General features: G+C 59.7%; 14 protein-coding genes (1 of these 14 only partly in view). 4 read left to right on the top strand and 10 right to left on the bottom strand.

Annotated elements, in window-relative coordinates:
- Positions 1-79 precede the first annotated feature (79 nt).
- Positions 80-3292, bottom strand: coding sequence for a DEAD/DEAH box helicase (locus MPN23_RS05950; protein WP_243546778.1), 3213 nt, complete (start codon positions 3290-3292; stop codon positions 80-82).
- Positions 3293-3525: 233 nt separating this feature from the next.
- Here MPN23_RS05950 and MPN23_RS05945 point away from each other — a divergent pair, with 233 nt between their 5' ends.
- Positions 3526-5124, top strand: coding sequence for a peptide-binding protein (locus MPN23_RS05945; RefSeq protein WP_243546777.1), 1599 nt, complete (start codon positions 3526-3528; stop codon positions 5122-5124).
- 114 nt (positions 5125-5238) lie between these two features.
- Positions 5239-7404: a RelA/SpoT family protein gene (locus tag MPN23_RS05940; RefSeq protein WP_243546775.1), complete on the top strand. Its 2166-nt coding sequence runs from the start codon at positions 5239-5241 to the stop codon at positions 7402-7404.
- 81 nt (positions 7405-7485) lie between these two features.
- Here MPN23_RS05940 and MPN23_RS05935 read toward each other — a convergent pair whose 3' ends face one another.
- The 7 genes from MPN23_RS05935 to MPN23_RS05905 all read right to left on the bottom strand — a co-directional run bounded on the left by MPN23_RS05935 (position 7486) and on the right by MPN23_RS05905 (position 18489).
- The gene (locus MPN23_RS05935) at positions 7486-7902 is read right to left on the bottom strand and encodes a PPC domain-containing DNA-binding protein (protein ID WP_243546774.1); all 417 of its coding nucleotides are present in this window, start codon (positions 7900-7902) and stop codon (positions 7486-7488) included.
- 101 nt (positions 7903-8003) lie between these two features.
- Positions 8004-9221: an NAD(P)H-dependent flavin oxidoreductase gene (locus tag MPN23_RS05930; protein WP_243546772.1), complete on the bottom strand. Its 1218-nt coding sequence runs from the start codon at positions 9219-9221 to the stop codon at positions 8004-8006.
- A gap of 98 nt (positions 9222-9319) precedes the next feature.
- Positions 9320-10513, bottom strand: coding sequence for an L-2-hydroxyglutarate oxidase (lhgO, locus tag MPN23_RS05925; protein ID WP_243546771.1), 1194 nt, complete (start codon positions 10511-10513; stop codon positions 9320-9322).
- A gap of 28 nt (positions 10514-10541) precedes the next feature.
- Positions 10542-13430, bottom strand: a complete 2889-nt coding sequence (locus MPN23_RS05920) for a PD-(D/E)XK nuclease family protein (RefSeq protein ID WP_243546770.1) — start codon at positions 13428-13430, stop codon at positions 10542-10544.
- Complete coding sequence (locus MPN23_RS05915) at positions 13430-16603, bottom strand: UvrD-helicase domain-containing protein (RefSeq protein ID WP_243546769.1); 3174 nt, start codon at positions 16601-16603, stop codon at positions 13430-13432. Before MPN23_RS05915 ends, MPN23_RS05920 begins: the two co-directional genes overlap by 1 nt.
- Entirely contained in the window at positions 16600-17502 is a 903-nt protein-coding gene (locus tag MPN23_RS05910; protein WP_243546768.1) for a DMT family transporter, read from the bottom strand. Before MPN23_RS05910 ends, MPN23_RS05915 begins: the two co-directional genes overlap by 4 nt.
- Entirely contained in the window at positions 17503-18489 is a 987-nt protein-coding gene (locus tag MPN23_RS05905) for an ornithine cyclodeaminase family protein (protein ID WP_243546767.1), read from the bottom strand.
- Positions 18490-18646: 157 nt separating this feature from the next.
- Here MPN23_RS05905 and MPN23_RS05900 point away from each other — a divergent pair, with 157 nt between their 5' ends.
- Positions 18647-19453 (top strand): RluA family pseudouridine synthase, encoded by an 807-nt coding sequence (locus MPN23_RS05900; RefSeq protein WP_243547356.1) that lies wholly within the window; start codon positions 18647-18649, stop codon positions 19451-19453.
- A 93-nt stretch (positions 19454-19546) separates the two neighbouring features.
- Here MPN23_RS05900 and MPN23_RS05895 read toward each other — a convergent pair whose 3' ends face one another.
- Complete coding sequence (locus MPN23_RS05895; protein ID WP_243546765.1) at positions 19547-21016, bottom strand: 30S ribosomal protein S1; 1470 nt, start codon at positions 21014-21016, stop codon at positions 19547-19549.
- A 23-nt stretch (positions 21017-21039) separates the two neighbouring features.
- Positions 21040-22461 carry a signal recognition particle-docking protein FtsY gene (gene ftsY, locus MPN23_RS05890; RefSeq protein WP_243546763.1) on the bottom strand — a complete coding sequence of 474 codons (1422 nt, stop codon included), beginning with the start codon at positions 22459-22461 and terminating at the stop codon, positions 21040-21042.
- A 229-nt stretch (positions 22462-22690) separates the two neighbouring features.
- Here ftsY and asnS point away from each other — a divergent pair, with 229 nt between their 5' ends.
- Positions 22691-23848, top strand: partial view of an asparagine--tRNA ligase gene (gene asnS, locus MPN23_RS05885; protein ID WP_243546761.1) — the 5' portion only. Its footprint extends 210 nt past the window's final position; 1158 of the gene's 1368 nt are visible here — the first part of the coding sequence; it begins with the start codon at positions 22691-22693; the stop codon falls past the right edge of the window.

Genomic DNA, 23848 nt, shown 5'->3' with positions numbered 1-23848 from the left:
TTGCTACCTGTGACAATGATAATTTTTATTGGAGTTGCGTGCGGAAAAAGGGAACATGCCAAGGCATGTTCCCGATCCCTCAGATTTCGAAAAGCATTTCCAGATCGTCACGAGTCAGGCTCTTGAGAGCGGACTGACCCGGGATGATGGCTTCAGCCACATCCTTTTTCTGTTCCTGAAGCTTCAGTATCTTTTCTTCCACCGTATTCTGGCAGATCATCTTGTAGGCAAAGACCTGTCGCTTCTGGCCGATGCGGTGCGTCCGGTCCGTGGCCTGATTTTCCACGGCCGGGTTCCACCACGGATCATAGTGGATGACGTAGTCCGCGCTGGTCAGGTTCAGGCCGGTGCCGCCCGCCTTGAGCGAGATCAGGAAGATCGGAATATCCTCGTTCTCGTTGAAGCGGTCGACCTGATCGAAGCGGTCCTTGGAGGAGCCGTCCAGATAGGCGAAGGGAATTTCCCTGATCTGGAGCCAGTTGCGGATGACGTGGAGCATGCGCACGAACTGGGAGAAGACCAGCACCTTGTGTCCGCTTTCCACGATATCCGTGATCAGGTCCTTGAAGGCGTCGAACTTGCCCGAGGGCAGATTCGTGGAAACGCCCGGAATGTCCAGCTTGAGCAGGCGCGGGTGACAGCATATCTGGCGAAGCTTGAGTAGCGCATCCAGAATCGACATCTGGCTCTTGGCAATGCCCTTTTCGTCCACGTCCCTGAGCACCTGATCCTTGAGCTTCTTGGCCAGTGCGTTGTAGAGGTCGCGCTGTTCGTCCACGAGGTCGCAATAGTGCACGGTTTCCACCTTGGGCGGCAGGTCCTTGGCAACCTCGGACTTGGTGCGGCGCAGAATGAAGGGTTTCACTCTGGTGCGCAGGTAGTCCAGGGTTTCCTCGTCACCGTCCTTGATGGGCTTGACGATGCCGCGCTGGAACGAATGCTGCGAACCGAGGAAGCCGGGCATGAGAAACTCGAACAGGGACCACAGCTCGAACAGGTTGTTCTCGATGGGCGTACCGGACAGGCAGACGCGCAGGCCTGCGTCCAGCTTGCGCACCGAGCGCGCCGTGATGGTATTCGGGTTTTTGATGTTCTGGGCCTCGTCAAGAATCACCGAGGCATAGGTGAACTTGAGCAGCTCATCCAGATCGCGCCTGAGCAGGGCGTACGTGGTGATGACAAGGTCGGATTCGCCAATGTGCTTGAACAGCTCTTCGCGTTTGGTACCGTAGATGGTCAGCCGCTTGAGTTCGGGCACGAACTTCTTGGCCTCGCGCTCCCAGTTGGGCAGCACGGACGTGGGCACGACGATGAGGTTCGGGCCTTCCAGTCCGGTTTCCTTCAGCTTCTGGATGTAGGAGAGGGTCTGGATGGTCTTGCCAAGCCCCATTTCGTCGGCCAGAATGCCGCCGAATCCGTATTCCCGCAGAAAGTTCAGGTAACTGAGCCCCTGCACCTGATATGGGCGCAGGGTGGCCAGCAGGCCCTCGGGTTGGCCAATCATCTTGATTTGTTCGAAATTGTTTATTTTTTCCTTCAGTTTGACATAGAAGGAGTCCGTGTGCGCCTGAGGCAGGTCTTCAAGCAGCTTGTCCAGCACCGGGGCTTCGAACTGCTTGAACTGACGTTGCGGCGGCTTTTCCGGATCAAAGCCCAATGCCTTGAGCTTGTGTCCCAGCTTGTGGAGCCAGGATTCGGGCAGGCTGGTGTAGGAACCGTCCTGAAGCTGCACATAGCGCTTGCCCGAGGTCCATGCCTTCCAGATCGTCTCGATGGGCACGCGCTGTTCGTCGTATTCCACGTGCAGATCGAGGTTGAACCACTTGTCGTCCTCGTCGGTCTCCACCTCGGCCACGACCTGAGGCTGGGACGTGCGCACCTTGTAGCGGGTCAGATTCTGTTCGCCATAGACGCGGTACGCCTTGACCAGAGTGGGGTAGTGGTCCAGCAGGAAGTTGATCGCCTCCTCCTGTTCCATGAACCAGATGTGGTTGCTTCTGGGCTGGAAGCCCATGTCCTGAAGCTCGGCAAAGAGCTGGGCCTCTTCGTCCTGAGCGCGACGAATGAGGTAGCTTTTGCCTTCGTAATGGTAGCTGCCGGTCTGGAGGTCCGGGTTGGGACCGGTCATGACGAATTCGCCATGCTCGTTCTCGTAGATGTTCTGAATCTTCATGACCAGCAGGCTGCCTTCCTCGTCCATGTACAGCTTGGGATTGAAGTCCGCTGGCTGGAAGATAGGGCCGACCCGTTCGAGGAAGTCTTCCTGTCCGTAGAGGTCGGACACCGGAATCTTGGTCCACACGCGATCCAGAAATTCCGAAACATCGGCATGGGGAATGATGGGCTTGAGCTGCACCATTTCCTGTATCAGCTTGGGGTCGAGGCCTGTCTGCACCGGGTAGAAGGCCTGACGATAGAAAACCCACAGCGGCAGTCTGCCGTAGAAGAAGAGTTCCTCTTCATCCGTGATGGAAAAGGGAATCTTGTCCTCGCGCGCCAGCAGGGTTTCAAAGCTCAGGCCGTCCTCGGAAAGCTTGGGCGCGAGCTTGAGCTGCATGGGCTTGTTCTCGATGCGCAGCGGCTGGTCGGTCTCCCGCAGATAGAGATAGTACTCGTTCTTGACCGCACGGAAGAACCAGGAATGCAGACCGGCCGGTATTTCCACCCTGTGGCCCCAGTAGTCCAGGAAATGCCCGATCTGGTCGGCCACGCCGGGCAGGGCCGGGGAGGTCTCGCACCAGTCCGGGTTTTCCACGATCTGGGTCAGGGTCACCTCGTTCTGCACCTGGGATATGCCGGATTTGTTTTGCCGGGCGCGAAAGAACGCCACCTGCAACCGTCCCATTTCCGGGAAGATGCGGTAGATCAGGTAGTGCTTGCCGGCTTCGGGCTCCAGCTCCGTGGCGAAAAACGGACGAAATGTCTGCCGCCAGTCGGTACGGGGCGTGGGCAGGGCTTCCTCGCCCTGATCGCCGTCCAGCGAGTTGTGGAGCTTGAGCGCCGTGGCTGCGACATGTCGGCACACGCCGGAAAAGGAATCTGCGCAGTTGCAATAGTAATTGATGGTATTGTCGCTCAGATTCAATCCGACTTCAGAAGTGTAATTCTGAAAGTCCTCGCCTTCGACCTGTCCGTCGATGTCCCAGTACTGATCGCGTTTCTTCAGATCCAGTTTCTGCACGCCGCCGGAGGCAACTATATCACGGGCAAGGTCCAGAATGTAATCCGGGACCGTGTCGTTGATGAAATTATCGAGTATTGATTTTACTATATTTTCTTCGCTGTATGTCATTTCAGCGACTCCTCGCTCAGGAACAGTCGGTACTTTGGACCGGAGAATATACACCCATATTCCACGGGGGGCAAGTCAAGATATATTTTTCGGCTCAGGCTCTGACAGCTTGGCATTTTTCGTCCCTTGGTTCATACTCCACGGGTGTAATGAATCGAAAAAAAACTGTATGACCACCCGGTTTTATTTTGCAAGAAAAAACGAAGATTGTCCCGTTAGCAGTATTATTAATAATGCTTGTGCTCGTCGGGTGTGGCGAATCCGGTCCTGCCACGCCGGTGTCTCCCGTGGATTCGGCAGATATTCCCGCAGTTCCGCAACGCGGAGGTACTCTTGTCGAGCCATCCCTTGGCGAACCCAGCAACCTCATACCCTATTTCGCCACGGACAGCGCGTCCCATGAAGTCGGGACGCTGATCTATGTCAGCCCGCTTCGCTACGACAAGGACATCAAGCTGGTTCCCTACGCCGCCGAATCCTTCGAGGTTCTGGACGGTGGCAAGCTGCTGCGGTTCCGGCTGCGGCAGGATATCCGCTGGTTCGACGGCGTGCCGCTCACAGCGGATGATGTGGAATTCACCTATCGCATGATGATCGATCCGGCCACGCCGACAGCGTATGCCGAGAAGTTCAAGGCCGTGAAGGAATTCCGCAAGACCGGCAGGTTTTCCTTTGAGGTGGAATACGAGGAGCCCTTTGCCCAGGCTCTCGTGACCTGGGCTGGCGACATCCTGCCCAAGCACGCCCTTGAGGGCGAGGACCTGATTTCCACGCAATACAGCCGAAAGCCTTTGGGAGCTGGCCCTTACAAGCTCAAGGAATGGGTTCCCGGCTCCCAGATCGTTCTGGAGGCCAATCCGGACTATTTTGCGGGGCGTCCCTATCTGGACAAGGTTGTCTATCGGGTCATTCCCGACCTTTCCACGCAGTTTCTGGAACTCAAGGCCGGGCATCTGGACAGCATGTCCCTGACTCCGATGCAGTATCTGTATCAGACCTCGGGCAGTGGCTGGGACGGTTCGTTCAACAAATACAAGTATCTGGCTTTCGGCTATTCCTGGCTGGGATTCAACTTCCGGCACAGCTTTTTCAAGGATGTGCGTGTCAGACAGGCCATTGACTTTGCCATCGACAAGCAGGAGATCGTCAAGGGCGTGCTGCTCGGCATGGGCGTGGCTGCAAACGGGCCGTACAAGCCCGGAACATGGCAGTACAACGAATCGGTCAGGCCCAGACCGTACAATCCGGAACGCGCCCGCGCCCTGCTGGCCGAGGCCGGATGGAAGGACGAGGACGGCGATGGCATCCTCGACAGGGACGGCGTGCCCTTTGCCTTCACTATTCTGACCAATCAGGGTAACTCCCAGCGCGTCAAGACATGCATCATCATTCAGCAGCGGCTTCGGGAAGTGGGTATCAAGGTGGATGTCCGAACCGTGGAGTGGGCTGCATTCATAAACGAATTCGTTGACAAGGGCCGGTTCGATGCCGTGCTTTTATCATGGAATATACTTCAAGACCCTGATATCTATGCTGTCTGGCACTCGTCTCAAGCCAAGGAGCGCGGACTGAACTTCATGCACTACAGGAATCCGAAGTTGGACCGGCTTCTGGAAAGGGGCAGGCGACTTCTCGACCCGAAGCTGCGCAAGCCCATTTACGACAAGGTGCAGGAAATACTGCATGACGATGCACCTTACGTGTTTTTATACGTTCCCATGGCTCTGCCCATCGTGCAGGCCCGTGTTCAGGGCATTGCGCCAGCCCCGGCAGGCATCAGCTACAATTTTGAAGAATGGTGGATTCCCGAAAAGCTGCAACTTCGGCCCTAGCAGCTCGGTACAACAGAACAATACACCGGCTTGCGAAGACGGCATGTGACCGGTTCGGAGGCGTTGCGCGCTCCGTCGGCCCTCGTTTCCCCAAGCTTCAGGCGGCTTCGATACATGATTCGCATCAATGAAATAACCGACCTCATTTCGTCGTATATCGACAAACCCGATCTGGACCTTGTCCAGCGCGCATACATTTTTGCGGCTCAGGCCCACGATGGCGTGGTGCGCCGTTCCGGCGAACCCTACATTTCCCATCCCATGAACGTGGCCCATCTTCTGGCCAAAATGCAGCTCGACGAGGCCACGGTCGCGGCCGGTCTGCTGCATGACACCGTGGAGGATACGGATACCACGGTGGACGAGATCGAGGAGCTGTTCGGCGAGGAAGTCGCGGATATCGTGGACGGTGTGACCAAGATCAGCAAGATGCAGTTCGAATCCCGGGCCGTGGCTCAGGCCGAGAACATCCGCAAGCTGATTTTGGCCATGGCCGAAGACATCCGCGTGCTCATGGTCAAGCTGGCGGACCGGCTGCACAACATGCGCACGCTGGAGTTCATGAAGTCCTTCAAGCAGCAGCTCATTGCCGAGGAAACGCTGGACATCTACGCGCCTCTGGCCAATCGGCTCGGCCTGCACCGCATCAAGACCGAGCTGGAGGACCTGTGCCTCAAGTATCTCAAGCCGGATGTGTACGAACAGCTTCAGGAGGCGGTCTCCGAGCACCGGGCCGCTGGCGGGGAGTATATCGAAAAGGTCATCGAGATCATCAACGACATGCTCGCCAGGAACAAGATCAAGGGCAATGTCCACGGCAGAACCAAGCATCTGCACTCCATCCACGTGAAGATGGAACAGCAGAATCTGATGTTCGACCAGATATACGATCTCATCGCCTTCCGCATCATTGTGGGGTCCATCAAGGACTGCTATGCCGTGCTCGGCCTGATTCACGCCATGTGGAAGCCGGTTACCGGACGGTTCAAGGACTACATTTCCATTCCCAAGGCCAACATGTATCAGAGCCTGCACTCCACGGTCATTGGCCCGGAGGGCGAGCGCATCGAGGTGCAGATTCGTACCGACGAGATGCACAAGGTTGCGGAATACGGCGTTGCTGCCCACTGGCAGTACAAGGAAGTGGGCAAGGGCAGGAAGGCTGGCAGGACGTCCGGAACGCGCGATGCCGAGCGGTTCACGTGGCTGCGCCAGATCATGGACTGGCAGCGCGAGCTTTCCGATCCTCGGGAATTCATGGCTTCCCTGCGGTTCGATCTTTTTCAGGAAGAGGTCTACGTATTCACGCCCAACGGGGACATCAAGGAGCTTCCCGAGGGGGCCACGCCCGTGGATTTCGCGTATTCCATCCATTCCGAGGTGGGCGATCATTGCGCCGGGGCCAAGATCAACGGCCGTATCGTGCCGCTGCACATGCCGCTCAAGAACGGGGATTCCGTGGAGATCATCACGGACAACCATCGCAACCCCAGCCGGGACTGGCTCAAGTTCGTCAAGACTGCAAAGGCCCGGACGCGCATCAAGCAGTACATCCGCACGGTGGAGCGCGAGCGGAGCATGGCCCTTGGTCGCGAGCTTCTGGAAAAGGAAGGTCGCCGCTACGGGGTGAACGTGCAGAAGGCGGCCAAGGATGGTGATCTGCTCAAGGTGGCCGGGCTGTTCAACAGCGGCAGTCTCGAGGATTTGTACTGTCAGGTCGGATTTTCCCGGTTCACGCCGCGCAAGGTCGTCAAGCGGCTGTATGCCGAACTGAACGGCGAGACGCTGGACATGCGCAAGCCCGCCGAAACAAAGGAGCCGGAGGACAGGAAAAAGCCCAAGAGCGAAGGGCTGAACATCAGCGGCGTGGACAACATGCTGGTGCGTTTCGCCAGTTGCTGCAACCCGTTGCCCGGCGATCCCATCGTGGGCTACATCACGCGCGGCAGGGGCGTGACCATTCATCGCCACAGTTGCCACAATGTCAGGAATTTCGAGCCCGAACGGCTTCTGACCGTGACATGGGAAGGGGCGGAGGAAAAGCCCTATCCGGTCAACATCCGCATCAAGTGTCGCAATGAACTGGGCATGCTGGCGAAGATCAGTTCCCTGCTGACGGAACAGCACGTGAACATTACCGCCGGTACGTTTTCGTCCAGTGTCGACGGTACGTCGCTTCTGGAATTCACCGTGGAGGTCAAGGACCTTGACCAGCTCTATGCGACCCTGAAAAAGGTCAAGAGCCTCAACGCGGTCTCCGAGGCGCTTCGGTTGTCCTGATTCGCACGCATTGCAATTGCGAACGCCCCGCGCACGCTCATGGTGCACGGGGCGTTTTTTTCTTTTGGGCAATTGGGGGAATCAGTTTGGCTCCCGCCACAGGAACAAGCCGGTTTCCTCGTCGAATTCGCGATGCAGGGGCGGGCCGGAGATTTCCCGGATCATGGCTTCGGCCGCAAGGATGATGCAGCCTTCCATGGCGTGTCCGCCGGTGCACCCGCCGCTTTCATCGCCAAGGGTGAGATGCAGGTGCACGAAGGTTTCCCCGTCCTTGAGCGAGATGTTGCCCATGCCCGCCAGTATTTCCACGTCATGCTCCAGCGTGCGCGGCACATAGGTCTGATCCTTTTGGCGGTAGAAGGATATTTCGGCGCGTTTCAGTGCGCCGATGACCTGGACCGTGCCCTTGGTCATGTTCTGGGCGTCGGCGGCGCGCTTGATTTCCCTGATCAGATCGCCGCCCTTGGGCAGGCGTTGCAACATGGCGCGTTCGTTCATGGCGTGGTTCTCCTGCGGGAATGGTACGGCAACCTCGGGACGAAGGAAAGAAAAAGCCCTCCGCACAGCTGCGGAGGGCCTGTCTTCATGTGATGCGGGCGTTATTTCTTGCCCAGCGTCTTGTCCACGAATTCGTCGAGTTCGCCCCTCTTGCGTTGGACAAAGTCGTCCAGCTCGGTCTTCTTGCGTCCGATCATTTCGTCGATGCCGGACCGTTTCTCGTCCAGAAAGGTCTCGCATTCCTCGCGCAGGGAGCCGACAAGCTCCTTGACCGACACGATCTTGTCCACAAGATAGGCATTGGCTCCGGCAAAGGCGAAGCCGTAGTTGAATCTGCCCTTGTAGGCGTTCACCAGTGCCTGGGCAATGCAGTACGGGGAATTTTCCTCGGCGCAGCTGTGCAGGCACTTGTGGATGCATTTCTTGGGATGCCGAAGTCCGGCGGAGGCCGCTTCCAGAAAGGGGTTCTTCAAGGCCCGGCCGGGCATGCCCACCGGGCTTTTGATGATGGTCACGTCTTCCTGCTTGGCCTCGACATAGGCGCGCTTGAATGCCTCGTCCGCATCGCATTCATGAGTGGCCACGAACCGGGTGCCCATCTGCACGCCCGAGGCGCCCATTTCCAGATACTTGGCGATGTCCGCGCCGGTGTAGACGCCGCCAGCCACGATGACCGGGATGTTCTTGCCGGATTTTTCGCGGTACGGAGTCACGGCCTCGATGACTTCGCCCATGATGTGGTCGAGGTCGTAATGGGGGTCGTTGATCTGTTCGGGCTTGAATCCGAGATGACCTCCCGCCTTGGGACCTTCGACCACGAATCCGTCGGGCGCGTAGTCGTATCTGGACATCCATTTGCGGCAGAGGATGTTTGCGGCGCGTCCCGAGGACACGATGGGCACCAGCTTGGTGCCGAGGTCCTGCTTGAGTTCCGCAGCGGTTTCCTTCAGGTACTTGGGAAGTTCCAGAGGCAGACCGGCTCCCGAAAAGATGATGTCCACGCGTTCCTTGATGGAGGTGGTCACCATTTCGCGGAAATTGGTCAGGGCGCACATGATGTTCACGCCCAGCAGGCCGTCGGTCATTTTTTCACGGGCCTTGTGTATTTCGTCGGCAAGGGCGCGGATGTCCGCACCGATCGGGTCCTTGCTGCGATCGGGATCGCGCATGCCGATCATGGCGGTGGCAATGACGCCCACGCCGCCTTCGTTGGCAACGGCGGAAGCCAGGCCGGACAGGGAAATGCCCACGCCCATGCCGCCTTGGACGATGGGAAGCTTTGCGGCCAGATCGCCGAATTTCAGTTCGGGAAGTTTCATTATCTCACCTCTGTTTATATATAAAGGTGCTTCCCAATAGCACACCGTGCCGTCGAGTCAAGATATTCGCAGTGTTGAGGTGCGTCTAAAACAGATGTTTAAATGGTGACGAAGTCGCTGACCACCATCTCCGCAAAGGTCATGGAACTGGTGAAGGCCGGAGAAACCGCATTGAGAACGTGAACGCTGTTCGGCCCCTTTTCCACCATGAAGTCCATGATCATCTCGCTGGTGTCCAGATTGATGAGCTGGGGACGGATGCCTGCCTTGGCGCAGGGCAGGATATCCCGGGGCGCAAGATGTTTCACCAGCTTTGCCGCGTCGCGATAGAAGTATTTGGCGATGTATTTCCTGGGTTCCTCCAGTGCGACGCCCCGGAATTTGGGGTTGACCAGAAACAGGGAAGCGTCCCGGAGCAGGATGGAGAACATTTCGCCGTCCAGACCGTGCAGGATGCCGTAGTTTTCGCGTCCGAAAGCGGGAATCGCGGTGGGGCCGACATAGACGTCGCCGTACACGCTGCGGGTGAAGTGCACGCCCAGAAACGGGTTCCTGATGTTGGGAACCGGGTAGATGCTGCCACGAATCTTGTCGGCTGCGGGCTTCTTGAGGATGCGGTAGATACCCTTGAACGGAATCATGCGCAGATTCATGCCCACGCCGAACGCCTGTGCCACGCGGTCGCTGTAGGTGCCTGCCGCATTGATGAACAGGCCGCAGTCGATGTCGCCCCGGTTGGTGCGCACGCCGGAGGCAGTGCGTTCCAGAAACCGGGTGTTGAAGAAGAACCGAACCTTGCCGGAACGCTCCAGGTCGTGGCGCAGGGAAGTCAGCACGGCCTTGGGATCGACCACGGCGGTGAACGGGGAATGCAGGGCCTTGCCCACGGTTCTGGCGTTGGGTTCCAGCTCGGCAAGCTGGGTTTCGTCGATGAGTTCCACTTTTGCGCCGTTGGCGTCGGCCCGGCGCTTGAGTTCCTCGAGAGTGGGCAGCTCGTCTTCGGTCCGGGCCACCACAACCTTGCCGGATTCGAACAGAGGCAATCCCTTTTCCCTGCAATACGCGCGCATGCGCTGGTTGCCCTCGAAGCACATGCGTGCCTTGAGCGTGCCCGGGTCGTAGTAGATGCCCGCATGAAGCACGCCGGAGTTGCGGCCCGAGGCATGCGCACCGAGTTCGGGTTCCTTGTCCATGATCACGATGTTGCCCGCATTCCGGGCCACGAGTTCCCTGGCAATGGTCAGGCCGATGATTCCGGCCCCGCAGATGGTGATGTCGGCAGTATATTTCATGGTTCCCTCCCGGTTGGATTGGTGTGCGTTACTGTCCGCAGGTCCCCTTGAAGTCGCACCATTGGCATGTGCGTCCCGGCGTGGCGCGGAATTCTTCGGCCCCGAGCATGTGGTTGACCAGAAAATTCAGCAGGCGCGGTGTCATGGACAAGACCGCTTCGTCGCGCTCCTCCTCGGTCCATTTGGAGCCGAACAGCCATTTGATGTCGCCGTTCCGACCCATGAGCACCAGCCCGGCGTCGTGCGGCCTGAGATCGTGATTGGCCGCATACAGATGGCAGTAGGCCGGAAGCTGCACGCTGACAACGGATCGGGCCAGATCGGCAAGCAGTGCGGTGTCGTCCTCGGGTTCGGCAAGGCGTTCCCAGAGGTCCATGTCCTCCCAGAATCCCTTGGTTGGCAGTCCGCCCTGTCCGGTCTTGTAGTCCAGAACATGGATGCCGTCCTCGCGTTTCTCGATGCGATCGAGCTGGCCCTTGAAGGGGATGGTCAGGCCATCGGCGCGGAGGCTGGTCTCCATGCTGGTTTCCAGTCCGATCAGGGTTGCCGGTTCCTGACTCTCCAGAAAACGGGCCAGCCGGAATCGTCCGGTTCGCAGGAGTGCGGCCCGGGTGTCGAAGGGCAGCTGTTCGAAAAAGTCGCTTTGTCTGAGTGCGGTTTCGAAGTCGGCCAGAATCGGGGCCGGGTCCATGTTCGCCGGGGTCACGGTCCGTCCCTTCCATGGCAGGAAGCAGTCGCGAAGGACTTCGTGCAGCAGGGAGCCGAATGCGCTGCGGTCGCCATCCTCGTCGATCTTTTCCATGGGCCGCAGTCCGCCAAGATAGCCGAGGAAGAAGCGGAGCGGGCAGTTCAGGTACTGATCCAGGGAGGACGGAGACAGGCCGCGTGTTTCGAGCTTGTCCCGGAGCGCGGAGCGAATGGCCGGGGTCACGGGCACGGCGCGGGTGTCCGTGGGGATGGCCGAGGCCGGAAAGGTGACGGTGCGGAATACGGATGTATCCTTTTCCAGCAACCGTTTTGCCTTTTTTTCCCGTTCCCATAGCAGTTGTTCGACGAAACGGCTGCGCACGCTCTTGGAGTCGAGCAGCCCGGGCTGAATCCCGCTTTGATAATAGATCACGGCCTGTTCCGCGCCCATGAGCAGACGGTAGAAGTTGTATCCGGCCACGTTGTCGCGCTCGCGTGAATCGGGCAGGCCCAGCAGCTTGCGCAGAGGATCGGGCAGGAGCGGATCGAACGGGTTGGTGCCGGGCAGCCGTTCCTCCACCGCGTCCAGAAGGAAGATTTTGCCGAAACGGAGCAGGCGGGTTTCCAGCACGCCGAGGACCTGAAGCCCGCCGAGCGGGTCCGGTTCGAAGGAAACGCGTTCCGCGTGCAGAAGCTGGCGGAGCATGGAAAAGAGCACGCGCCGGGGATAGTGCTCGCTGGCCGCTTCCGCGCTTTTCAGGGCCGGGATCACGGACGTGGTCAACCGGAACAGGCATTCCGCATCCATCAGATAGGTGTGCCACAGGGATTCGCCGTGGCGGTGCAGCATGGCTGCCAGCCCGGAAAGCGAGTCCGCAAGCTGGTCCAGCGTTTCCAGCCCGGTAAAGGCCGTGACGCAATGGTGCATGATCTCCTGCCGGAGCGGTTCGGCCGTGTGCCGGTTCACGCCCTCCAGAACGGGATCGTCATATGGCGGCTCCCAGGCCAGCGGGTGGAAATGCCGGGACCCGGTGCGGATTTCTCCTTCCCACACCTGAAAGAGTTTGCGCAACGGCTTGTCCTCGGGGCCGAGCATGCGCAGCCATGGGTGGCGGATGAGCCCGGTCACGCTCTTCCAGTGGCATCGCCCGTCCTTGAGACGCGTTTCCTGAAGCGTGAGAATCGATTCGATGAGCCGGGCCAGTCCGGTGCGTTCCAGCGGATACCCCATGGAAATGTTCGGTGGTTCCACAGGAAGGTGATGCAGCACGGGCAGCAGTGCGCCTTCATCCGGCAGGATCACGGCTGCGTCGTCCAGTGATTCGGGTTCGGCAAGGTCCGTGTTCAGGGCGGCAAGTTGCGAGTGGCGGTCGAAGCCTTCGCAGAACCGGACTTCCGGCGGATTCGTCCTTGTCGTGGAAGTGGAAGCGAGCTCGGGTCGGACATGCCAGCGGGTCATCCATGCCTGATGCTCGGTGGTTGCCCAGTGCGCCTTTTCTCCCGTGGTCAGGGCCGGATCGCTGTGCCACAGGGGCAGAAGCTGGCCGCTTTCCCAGAGCGAGCGGAAAAACAGGTCTTCGGCGCCGCCAAGGGCGTAGAAGCCCGCTGCGATGACCGTGGAATTCCCGAGATGCGCGCGGATGGCGTCCAGATGGGTGACCGCGAACTGCCAGTCCAGGCCCGGGGTTGTCCAGCCTCGTTCGAACAGGGCTGTGGTGTAGGCCGCGTAGATCCTGTCGAGCTGCTCCAGCAGGGCTGCGGCATAATCCGCGACTTCGCCCTGCATGTACTTGAGGCCGCCGGGCTCCACGTTCTGGCGCAGCAGGTCCTCCAGCAGGGCCGCCAGCCGCATGCCCCACGGGAAGAAGGCTTCCCGGTCCATGGCCGGCAGTTCGGCCAGCAGGCCGTATTTCTCGGTGCGCTCGGCGCGCAGGGTGTTGACCGTGGCATGCAGCAGTTCGACCAGATCGAGCCGGTTGGCCGGGGAGACCGGAACCGGGGAAAGCTCGCGCCGCAGGTCGGCCACGAATTCGGCTACCGAGGTCATGCGCGGCAGGAATACCGGGCGTTCCAGTGCGGGATGCGCGGCCAGCAGCTTCTTCAGGTAGCGGCGCGGCCTGTTGTGGGGAAAGATCACGGTGAGCGAGGAGAAATCCGGGCGTGCCGCAATCAGGTCGGCCAGTTCGACCATGAAATCCGCGTTCCAGGGGATGAGCGTGATGGGCTGCATCAGGCATTGCCTCCGGTTACGTCATGAATTTCATGCAGGTCCAGATACACGACCATGCCGGAGAGCGGAGCAGGAGAGCCCATGGCCTTGAGCAGGGACAGGTAGCGGTTTACCTGCTTCTGGTGTTCATCCCGGATCTGTCCGGTTTTGTATTCGATCACAATGGTTCCTTGCGGGCTTTGGCAGAGTCGGTCGACGCGATGAAAGTCGCCGTTTTCATCCATGATTTCAGGTTCATTCACGCCCTTGGCAAGCAGGGGAGCAAGCTGTTTTTCATGCAGGGCCCAATCCAGCATGGAGCGCAGGTCGGCTTCAAGTGTCTCGCGTTCGTCGCGGCTCAGGGAGCCGATGGCCGGGAAATCCTGCATGGCCAGAAACACGGCCCTGTCCCGGTCTGCATCGGGGGTACTGCTGATGACGAGCCGTTCCATGGCTCTGTGTGCCACTTCGCCGCGCATGCGTTCGTTGTAGAAGTATTCGTCGAGGTTGTGGCGATAGACGCGCAGCCTCGGGAGCCATTCCATGAGCTCCGGAGCCTGCTCCCGGGGCGCAATTTCTCTGGTGGCCGGAACCGCTTCGGCCTCCCGGGCCGTTGTCAAGGTTGCCGGGATCTCGCCCTGTTCGAACACGTCCTGTCCCTCGGGCAGGTCCAGAATCAGGTTGATGGCTGTCTGGGCCGGGGAATCTCCGGTCCTGTCCGTGAAAAATCCGTGCAGTTCCTGCCCGGCGCGGGTCCATGCCACATAGAGCAGATTGAGCTGTTCGCGCACGGCCCGCCCCATGCTTTCGAAATAGGGGTGGCCCAGTCCCTTGCGCATGGGTACGAGCAGCTGGTGGCCGTTGTGGCGCCGCAGTTCGTAGTCGCGGTCCGGGCCGACCTTCCAGTTGTGAAAGGGAACGATCACGACCGGAAATTCCAGTCCCTTGGACTTGTGGATGGTCATGATGCGCACGGCATCGATGTTTTCCGGCAGGGGGACCTTTTCCTGTCCCGAGTTCTGCTCCCAGAAGTCCAGAAAGGCGGACAGGGTGACCAGACCGTTTTCCTCGGCCAGATGTACCACCTCCAGAAAACGGCGCACATAGAGTTCCGCATCCGGGTGGCGTTCCAGAACGCGGAAGGCGCGGACTGCCTCCTGCGTCAGGTCGTAGGGCGTCATCAGACCGGAACGGTTGTAGAACGGTTCCACGCACCGTTTCCAGATGTCCGGAAAATCCTCGCGGAACTGTACGCCCAACGGTTTCTTGCGGGGCCGGGACAGCCAGTCGAAGAATTCGGTTTCCGCCATGCCTGCCTCGGCAAGAAAGACCTCGGCTCCGCCTGCAAAGTCCGCGAACGCGATGTTGTCGCGCGGATAGTCCAGAAAGGCGAGAAATGCGGCAAGCTGGCGCACGATGGGGTGCTTGTCGAGTTGGAGACTGTTTTCCGTGATTACGGGAACGCCTCGGGCCACGAGCAGGTCGCAGACCAGCTTGGCATGGGCATGGGTGCGGACGAGCACGGCCACGTCGCCACAGGGGCGCCGGGCAAGGATGTCGTCCATGCTCTGGCCCAATGCCTCCAGCGCTGCCTGCTCCTCTTCCTCGACCTTGCCGCCTGCCAGTCGTTCCAGACGGATGTATCCGCCTGTTTCCGCATGTTTGTCAGGCACCCCCTGAGTGCAGGCGCGGAAGCCTTCGGCCATGTCGTCGGAAAAGGATTCCAGAAAGGTTTCGGGCGCGTCCCTGAATACATGGCGCGCCAGTTCCTCGGTGCGCGGTGTGGCCTCGAAATGCTGGAAGAACCAGTTGTTGAAGTCCACCACGTTCCTGTGGCTGCGCCAGTTGTCCGGCAGATTCTCGGAATCGAGATGCATGGCAAGGGGCGCGATGTCCGGTTGGCGCAGCACTTCATCGAACAGGGCGGAGTCCCCGCCGCGCCAGCCGTAGATGGCCTGCTTCACGTCACCCACGAAATACAGGCTGCCGCCCTTGGCAAGGCATTCCACGGCCAACGGCGTTGACGCGCGCCATTGTTCGCGGCTCGTGTCCTGAAATTCGTCCACCAGCATGTGATGCAGGCGGCAGCCCATGCGGCAGTATGCCTCGGGGATGGCTGAGCCATCTTCCAGCAGGTCGGCCACGCCAGCGGCAAGGGCCGAGCCGAGCACGATGCCGCGCTGTTTCTGGAGTTCGTCCAGCTCATGCAGCAGGGATCGGGCAATGCGAACCGTGGGAGCCAGAAAGTGCGCTCCGGCCAGTTCGGCCTGCTGGCGCCCGTAGTCGGCCCATGCGCGTTGCATTGTTGCGTATGCCTGCTCGTCGTTTTCATCCGCCTTGGATTTGCCGGCCTTGAGCAGACAGTCGTAGATGGTCGTCTTTTTTATGGTCGCGGAATCCGGAACCTTGTCGAACAGGCCGAGGTCGGTGCATTTGACGAGAAACTTCTTGAAGTGCGCAGTGGCTGGAAGTCCGCGCTGCTCCAGATGGCGTTGCATGACCACCACCGCGTCCCTGAATTCGGCATTGGCCTTTTTCAACAGATCGAGAATGACTTCCGGGTCGGTCTCCACGTTTGCCGGAGCCGTGCGCAGGTAGTTGACCAATGTGCCCAGTCGGCTGCGGAATGCGTCCTGAAGCCAGAAGCCGTTCTTGCCTTCGTCGCGGATCATGGTGTCCAGCGCTGCGGCGAGTTCGTCGCGCTCCGGGCCGTCCGCTTCGCAGCGTTCCGCGAAATGGTCGAAGATGGCATTGAACAGTTCGGATTCGTCGAAAGCGATCTCGAAGTCCGGGCGGATGCGGAATTCCAGGGCAAAGAGACGGAGCAGCAGGGAAAGCAGACTGTCGATGGTGCGGATGTTCAGGCGGTGATAGCGGCGGAGAATGGCGTTCAGCGCGCTTGCGGCCCGGGCCGGAGTGGCCTCGGGAACGCCCCGGATTTCCGCTGCATCCCCGAATGCGATCTTCTTCAGGCTGCCCACCACGCGTTCCTTCATTTCCGTGGCTGCCTTGTTGGTGAAGGTTACGGCCAGTATCTCCGGCCATGCGTGGCCTGCCGGAGTCCTGGCCTGACAGGTGAACGGGCGGTCCGCCTCGTCGGAACTGAACAGCAGACTCAGGAAGCGACGGGTGAGCTGGTAGGTCTTGCCCGATCCGGCTGAAGCCTTGACCTGTTTGAGTTCGGAAACGATCATGACTGCTCCGCAGGCTGCGCGGTTGGTGCGCTTTTGGGATTGCGGCTGGCGAGTACGACCAGAAACACCGCAGAGATGATCAGGGCGCTGCCCACATAGCCGGACAGGGTGAACCGTTCCCCGAACAGGGCAAAGGCCAGGGTCGCAGCAACCACGGGTTCAAAGGTGGCGATGACAGAGGCCTTGGTTGCCTCAAGGCGTTTGAGGCCCGCGTAATACGCGGAAAACGCGCCGTATGACGTGATTGCGCCCAGCGCCAGCAGCAGGAGCCATGCGGTCAGGGTCTTTTCATGAAAATCCACGAACGGGAGCAGGGGGAGAGCCCCGGCGGGCAGGGCGTAGACGAAGATCGTGGGCGTGGCGTACTTGTACAGGTATTTTTTTCCGAAGATGTAATACAGGGCGTAGGTCATGCCCGAGACGAGGCCGGCGATCAGGCCGAAGGTGTTCAGGTTCAGATCGCCGCCGCTCATGAGGCGTGGCACAAGGCATATGCAGGCCACGCCGGCCAGAGTCATGGTCACGCAGATGGTCTTGAGCGGAGTCATGCGCTCCTTGAGCACCAGACAGGAGAGCACGGCTACCCATGCCGGGGCCGTGTACAGGAGCACGGCGGCGAGTGCCACGCCTGCATCCCGGATGGCGAGCTGGTAGGAGCCGTAGAACGTGGTCACGCAGACCACGCCGAAAATGAGCAGCAGGGGCAGGTCGCTTCGGTGCGCCTTGAGCTCCCTGGTGAACGAGGCGTGGATCACGAAGATGATCCATGCAAACCCGGCGCGCCAGAATGCGATTTCCAGTGCGCTGATGCCCTCGGCCAGAATGTATTTGGTGAATACCCCGATCATGCCCCACATGGAGGCGGCCGCCAATACGTACAAAACTCCGCGAATGTCCATTTACAATGTCACCTTGGTGCCCAGTCCGTTTTCCCGGGCCAGTTCGTGTATCAGTGCGGCGGTCATCACGTCATGGCTGGCAATGCCCATGAGCACCGCGCTCCGTCGCCCGGTGCGGACGCCCTGTTTGGCGCCCGCGCAGATTTCCCCCATGTCCGCGTCCATGTCCTGCGGACCCGGGTAGCCATTTTGAAAATAGGCGCCCTGTTTCCGCGTCCAGAGATACTGGTTGCGGTTGTCGCAGGTGAAGTGTGCGCCCAGAAAGACGTTTTCGTGGATGGCGGAATCATAGTCAACCGAAATCACCAGACAATCCGATTTCAGCCATTCGCGGTGCACGAAACGTTGCGGAGCTTCGACAATGGGAGTGCAGGTTATCAGGACTTCGGCTTCGGCAACCGCAGTGCGCACGTCCGGACAGATCACGAATTCCGCGTCCGGCAGCTCGCGGTGCATGTCGCGCACGAACCGTTCCGCGGCTTCGTCGAACTTGTCGTGGCAGAACACCCGGGAGAGGCGCGGAAAGACTTCCTTCATGGCCAGCAGATTGACCCGTCCCTGCACGCCCGTGCCGATGATGGACACGGTCTGCGTGGCCGGATCGCCGAAATGGCGGGCATACACGCCCGAGGCAGCGCCAGTGCGCCATGCCGTGACCCAGCCTGCATCCATCACGGCCTGGGGAATGCCGGTTTCCGGGTCGGTCAGCAGCATGATGCCCGTGATGTAGGGCAGTCCCTTTTCCGGATTGCTCGGGTAGCCGGAAACGCATTTGATTCCGGCGCGGTCAACATTGCCGCCCAGATAGCAGGGCATGGCGTGAATGAAGCAGTCCTCGCGCGGGTGGATGCCGATCTTGGCAGGCATTTCCCCCTGCCCCTTGCCGAGGGCCGCGAAGCCCGCTTCCACTGCGTCCATGATTTCGCGCATGGAAATTCCCAGGGTGTCGATTTCAGCCGAAGAAATCCAGAGTACGTCAAATCCCATGATTTTCTCCCGGTTGGAAATTGTCGGATCGGCATTGCGGACGGACCGCCATTGACTCACTGGTGTAGGGCTTTTTCCAGACTCCGTCAAAGGGGGGAATCATCTTGCGTGGCAACGTGTTGGCGGGTACTGTCCGGGCATGGAGAATGTGGTGGAAATGAGGGTGGGGCCCGAAGAGGAGGGCCTTCGGCTGGACAGGGTGCTGGAAGGGCTTGTGCCCGAGGGCGGTCTTCGGCTCAGGCGGCGTTTGTGCGATCAGGGCAGGGTTCTTGTCAACGGCAGGCCCGCCAAATCGTCATGCAAGGTTCGCGAGGGACAGACCGTGCAGGTCCGCATGCAGCGGGTGGCTTGCGATCCCGCGGACATGGGGTTGCGCGTGCTTTGCCGAAGGAACGGACTGGCCGCCGTGGACAAGCCGGCCGGTGTGCATTCCGCTGTGGTGGCCGGTTCGTCGGAACCAAGCGTGGAAGGGGCGTTGCCCCGGCTTTTCCCCGGTGAGAACGCGGTGTTGCTCAACAGGCTGGACCGACTGACTTCCGGCATTGTGCTTGTCGCGCTGACAGCGGAGGCCGAGGCCCGGTATCACGAGGCCGAGTCCGCCCGAACCGTGACAAAGGAATATCTGGCGCGGGTTGCCGGGCGGCTGGATTCCCCGGTCACGGTCAGGTTTGCTCTGGATACGGACAACCGCAGGCTGACGCGGGCATTGGACAAGGATGATCCCGATTCCCGGCGCTGGACCCGGGTGGAGCCCCTGAACTGGGACGAGAAAACGCAGACTTCGCTGGTCCGGTGTTTCATCCGCATGGGCGCGCGGCATCAGATTCGCGTGCATCTTGCCGCGCTCGGGCATCCCATTCTCGGCGACCCTCTGTACGGCGGTCCCGAGGCCGAACGCCTGCATCTGCATCATCGCTGTTTTTCGCTGGACGATTTTTCCGTGCAGTCCGAAGCGGCGTTCTGATCCCCAAGCAGGCGGCTGGTTGCTTTCGACGCGAAAAAAGCCCCGGGTTCTCATGGAGAACCCGGGGCTTTCTTGTTGTATTCGGAACAGGAACTACTTCTTGTTCTTCAAGGCTTCCTGAAGCTTCTGGCCCAGCAGGCCCATGCCGCCGCCGGACGGGGCGGAAGAGGCCTTTTTCGGAGCGAATTCCTTCCAGTCTTCGGCATCACGGGCATCGGCGGGCACAAGAGAAATCTTGCGCTCGACCGCACGCACCTGACCGATTTTCAGGGAAACCTCATCGCCGGGCTTGAACTTGTCGAACTCGGCGGGCTTTTCGGAACGGGCAATGGCGGATTTGGGCAGCAGGCCGGTGATGCCGGGTTCAAGCTGCACGAACATGCCGAACTGTTCCATCTTTTCCATGGTGCCGGTCACGGTCTGCCCGGGCTTGTACTTGTCGGCAGCATCCAGCCACGGGTCGCCTTCCGCATCCTTGATGGACAGGGAAATGCGGCGCTTGTCCAGATCTATGGATTTGATTTTGACCGGGACCTGCTGGCCTTCGGACAGAAAGTCCGAGGGCTTGTTCACGCGTTTGGTGTAGCTCATCTCGCTGACGTGAACCAGACCGTCCACGCCCGGAGCGATTTCCACGAACGCGCCGAAGTCGGCCAGACGCACGACCTTGCCCGTGACCTTGTCGCCTTCGGCAAATGTCGAGGCAATCTCGTCCCACGGATCTTGCGCAAGCTGTTTCATGGACAGGGAAATCTTGAGACGACCGCCCTTGTCCTCCGCCATCTTGAGGATGCGGGCCTTGACGTGCTGGCCCGGGCTCACGGCTTCCTCGGGATGCTGCACCCGGGCGTAGCCCAGTTCGGAGACATGCACCAGTCCGTCCAGACCGGGCTTGATCTCCACGAAAGCGCCGTACGGAGCGAGGCGGGTGATCACGCCTTCCACATCGTCGCCGACCTTGGTTTCGCTCAGGAAGGCCTCGGCAGCCTCGGCGGCTTCGATTTCCAGCAGGGAGCGGCGGGAGACCACGATGTTGCGGCCGTTCTGCTCAAGCTTGGTGATCAGAAACTGGAAGGTTTCCCCAACATATTGTTCGCCGTCTTCGACAAACTTGTTGTCGATCTGGCTGATGGGGCAGAAAGCGCGGCGCTGCAGCACCATGACGTTGAACCCGCCCTTGCAGGTTCCGGCCACCTTGCCCTCCACGGGCAGGTTGCGCTCCTTGGCCTCTTCCAGCATCTTCAGTCCACCGATACCGGTCAGAGCGCGGGACAGCTTGATGCCGGAAGAATCCTTGCCAACCACGTAGAGCTCCACGGTGTCGCCTTCGGCCACAGTGCAGTTGCCCTCGTCATCGAGCAGTTCTTCCCTTTCCACAACGCCGTCCAGCTTGGACCCGGTATCCACGAACACCAGCGTGTCGCCCACGGAAATGACGGTGCCTGCGATCTTGTCACCGACGTTGACGTTGTCGGTTCCGCCTTCGCTGTACTGTTCGAACAATTCGGCGAAGGATTCCTCTCCGCCGCCATCATTATTGCGGTTCTTGAATTCCTCGGACACGTGTTTACCCATGCTATTAAAGGTTAAGTGAGGAGCGCCTTGGCGAAATCCTTGCCATTGAAGGGGCGCAGGTCTTCCATTTTTTCGCCCAGTCCCACAAAGGTGATGGGCAGACCATACTGGATGGTCACTGCTACGACTACACCGCCTTTGGCCGTGCCGTCCAGTTTGGTGAGAACAATTTCATCCACGCCCACAGCCTCGTGAAACAGCCTGGTCTGCGAAAGGGCGTTCTGGCCCGTGGTCGCGTCGATGACCAATACGTTTCGATGCGGAGCGCCTTCATGCTTCTTGCCGACCACGCGCCTGATCTTCTTCAGTTCTTCCATCAGGTTGTGCTTGGTATGCAACCGACCGGCCGTGTCGAGCAGGAGCAGGTCGTATCCTTCGCGGACCGCCATGTCCATGGCCTCGAACGCCACGGCAGCCGGGTCCGAGCCTTCACTCTTGGCAAAGAATCCGGTTCCGAGGCGCTTGGCCCAGACTTCGAGCTGATCGATGGCTGCGGCGCGGAACGTGTCGCCCGCCGCGATGAGCACCTTGCGGCCCTGCATCTGGGCGCGATAGGCGAGTTTGGCGATGGTCGTGGTCTTGCCCACGCCGTTCACGCCGATCATCATGACCACCTCGGGCGGGTTGACCACGGTGATGCGGGGAGTGGGCTTGAAGATTTCCTCAAGCTCGTCGCGCAGGATGTCCTTGAAATCCTCGGGATTGTCAGTTCCGGCCTTGCGTGCGCGTTCCTTGAGGTTGTCCATGAGCATGCCCGCGGCTTCCATGCCCACGTCGGCCATGATCAGGATTTCCTCGAATTCCTCCCAGAAGTCGTCGTCCAGGCTGGAGTGGGCCGAGAGCAGGCCGTCGATGCGCTTGGTAATCTGTTCCCGTGTCTTGGAAATGCCCTCGGACAGCTTGAGGAACAGCCGGTCGCGTTCGTCTTCCTCGTCTTCCAGTTCCAGAGCCAGAGCCAGACGGTATTGCAGTTCGGACTTGAACTCCTCCACGGCGCGGTAGCCCATGTTGTCCAGCCAGTCGCGGAAGCGGTCGATGAAGTCCCTTGCCTCATCCTCGGGCGCGCCAAGGGCCTTGAAGAGGAATGCCAGACGTTCCCAGAGCTTTTCGTCCGCCGTGTCCACGTCCGCCAGAATGGTGTTCAGCCATTCGGAAAGTCGGGGTTCGGCATTGCGCAGGGAAAGCGTGAGTTCCTTTTGCCAGCCTTCGCTGGCCGTGGGGGCGGCGTCCGTGGGGTCCTGCTGATGCTGCTTCGGTTCCTGGACTGGGGCGGGAGTCGGTTCGGTCTTTTGGGCGGACGGTTCGGGGTCCGCTTTCTTTTCCACAACCGGCTCCGGCGTTATGCCGACCTCTTCCTTATATTCCTCGACAGCCTCGGCAGCGATATCTTCCGGGCTTTTCCAGACTTTCTTCAGTTTTGAAAAGAATCCCATGCGTTCCTCGTATATCCAATGTCGGTTTGTTTCGGGGCATGGTTGTAGCCCACCTATTGCCGGGACGCAATAGTTTGGGCGGTTTGGCGGGTTTTCAGCTTCCTGCTCCCGTATCATGCGGTTTCGGATGTCTGCAATCGGTCCGTCGTGGGCTTTCCTGGTCCTGTTCGTTGCCATTCCGGCGATATGCGGCTAGAAGAATCGCAAAAAACATCAAGAGGACGTCTCGATGAAACGAACCAAGATAAAAAACGCATTGCATGCGGAGGCCCCGGTTTCCGAGATTCGCATCGGCGGCTGGGTCCGCACCAAGCGCGATTCCAAGGGCTTTTCCTTTATTGAACTGAACGATGGTTCCTGCCTGACCAACATTCAGGTCATCGTGGACCACACGCCGGAAATTCTGGCGGCGCTCGAACGCATCGGTACAGGCGCTTCGGTTCTGGTCGAGGGCGAGCTTGTGGAATCCCCGGGCAAGGGGCAGAAGTGGGAAGTTCGCGGCAAGAGCCTGAATGTACTGGGTGAAGCCGATCAGGATACCTTTCCTCTTCAGAAGAAGCGGCACACTGACGAATTTCTGCGCGGCATTGCGCATTTGCGTCCCCGCACAAACAAGTACGGTGCCATGTTCCGCATCCGGTCGGAATTGGCACAGGCCATACATCAGTTTTTCAAGGAGCGCGGCTTCTTTTACGTGCATACGCCCATCCTGACCGGTTCGGATTGCGAAGGCGCTGGCGAAATGTTTCGTGTGACCAGTCTGGAACACGGCAGCAGGGCCCCGGTAGAAGAGGATTTCTTTGGGAAGCCCGCTTCCCTGACCGTGTCCGGTCAGCTTGAGGCCGAGATGTTCGCCCTGTCTCTCGGGGATGTGTACACCTTTGGTCCGACCTTCCGCGCCGAGAACTCCAACACGCCCCGGCACGTGGCCGAATTCTGGATGATCGAGCCGGAAATGGCTTTTGCCGACCTGCGGGATGACATGGATCTCGGCGAGGACATGATCAAGTACCTTGTGCAGCACATTCTGGATCATTGTGCCGAGGACGTGCAACTGTTTGGCAAATGGGTGGACAAGACCCTCATGCCGACTCTGGAGACCATTCTCAGGGAGCCGTTCGAGCGCGTGTCCTACACCGAGGCGATCAGGATTCTCAAGAAAACCAAGAAGACGTTTGACTACCCGGTGGAGTGGGGCATTGACCTGCAGACCGAGCACGAGCGTTTCCTGTGCGAGGAGAAGTTCAAGAAGCCGGTCTATGTCTATGATTATCCCAAGACCATCAAGCCGTTCTACATGCGCATGAACGATGATGACAAGACCGTGGCGGCCATGGATTGCCTGGTGCCGCGCATCGGGGAAATCATCGGCGGTTCCCAGCGCGAG

It is taken from the genome of Pseudodesulfovibrio tunisiensis (assembly GCF_022809775.1).
GTDB classification, from domain to species: Bacteria; Desulfobacterota; Desulfovibrionia; order Desulfovibrionales; family Desulfovibrionaceae; genus Pseudodesulfovibrio; species Pseudodesulfovibrio tunisiensis.
This window is presented reverse-complemented; position numbering and strand designations above follow the sequence as displayed.

Bases quoted from the DNA above. Each gene is read 5' to 3' on its own strand.
- MPN23_RS05905 (WP_243546767.1), bottom strand. From the start codon at position 18,489: ATGGGATTTGACGTACTCTGGATTTCTTCGGCTGAAATCGACACCCTG.
- MPN23_RS05915 (WP_243546769.1), bottom strand. From the start codon at position 16,603: ATGATCGTTTCCGAACTCAAACAGGTCAAGGCTTCAGCCGGATCGGGC.
- MPN23_RS05930 (WP_243546772.1), bottom strand. From the start codon at position 9,221: ATGAAACTTCCCGAACTGAAATTCGGCGATCTGGCCGCAAAGCTTCCC.
- MPN23_RS05900 (WP_243547356.1), top strand. From the start codon at position 18,647: ATGAGGGTGGGGCCCGAAGAGGAGGGCCTTCGGCTGGACAGGGTGCTG.
- MPN23_RS05935 (WP_243546774.1), bottom strand. From the start codon at position 7,902: ATGAACGAACGCGCCATGTTGCAACGCCTGCCCAAGGGCGGCGATCTG.
- ftsY (WP_243546763.1), bottom strand. From the start codon at position 22,461: ATGGGATTCTTTTCAAAACTGAAGAAAGTCTGGAAAAGCCCGGAAGAT.
- MPN23_RS05920 (WP_243546770.1), bottom strand. From the start codon at position 13,430: ATGCAGCCCATCACGCTCATCCCCTGGAACGCGGATTTCATGGTCGAA.
- lhgO (WP_243546771.1), bottom strand. From the start codon at position 10,513: ATGAAATATACTGCCGACATCACCATCTGCGGGGCCGGAATCATCGGC.
- MPN23_RS05950 (WP_243546778.1), bottom strand. From the start codon at position 3,292: ATGACATACAGCGAAGAAAATATAGTAAAATCAATACTCGATAATTTC.
- MPN23_RS05940 (WP_243546775.1), top strand. From the start codon at position 5,239: ATGATTCGCATCAATGAAATAACCGACCTCATTTCGTCGTATATCGAC.
- MPN23_RS05945 (WP_243546777.1), top strand. From the start codon at position 3,526: ATGCTTGTGCTCGTCGGGTGTGGCGAATCCGGTCCTGCCACGCCGGTG.
- MPN23_RS05910 (WP_243546768.1), bottom strand. From the start codon at position 17,502: ATGGACATTCGCGGAGTTTTGTACGTATTGGCGGCCGCCTCCATGTGG.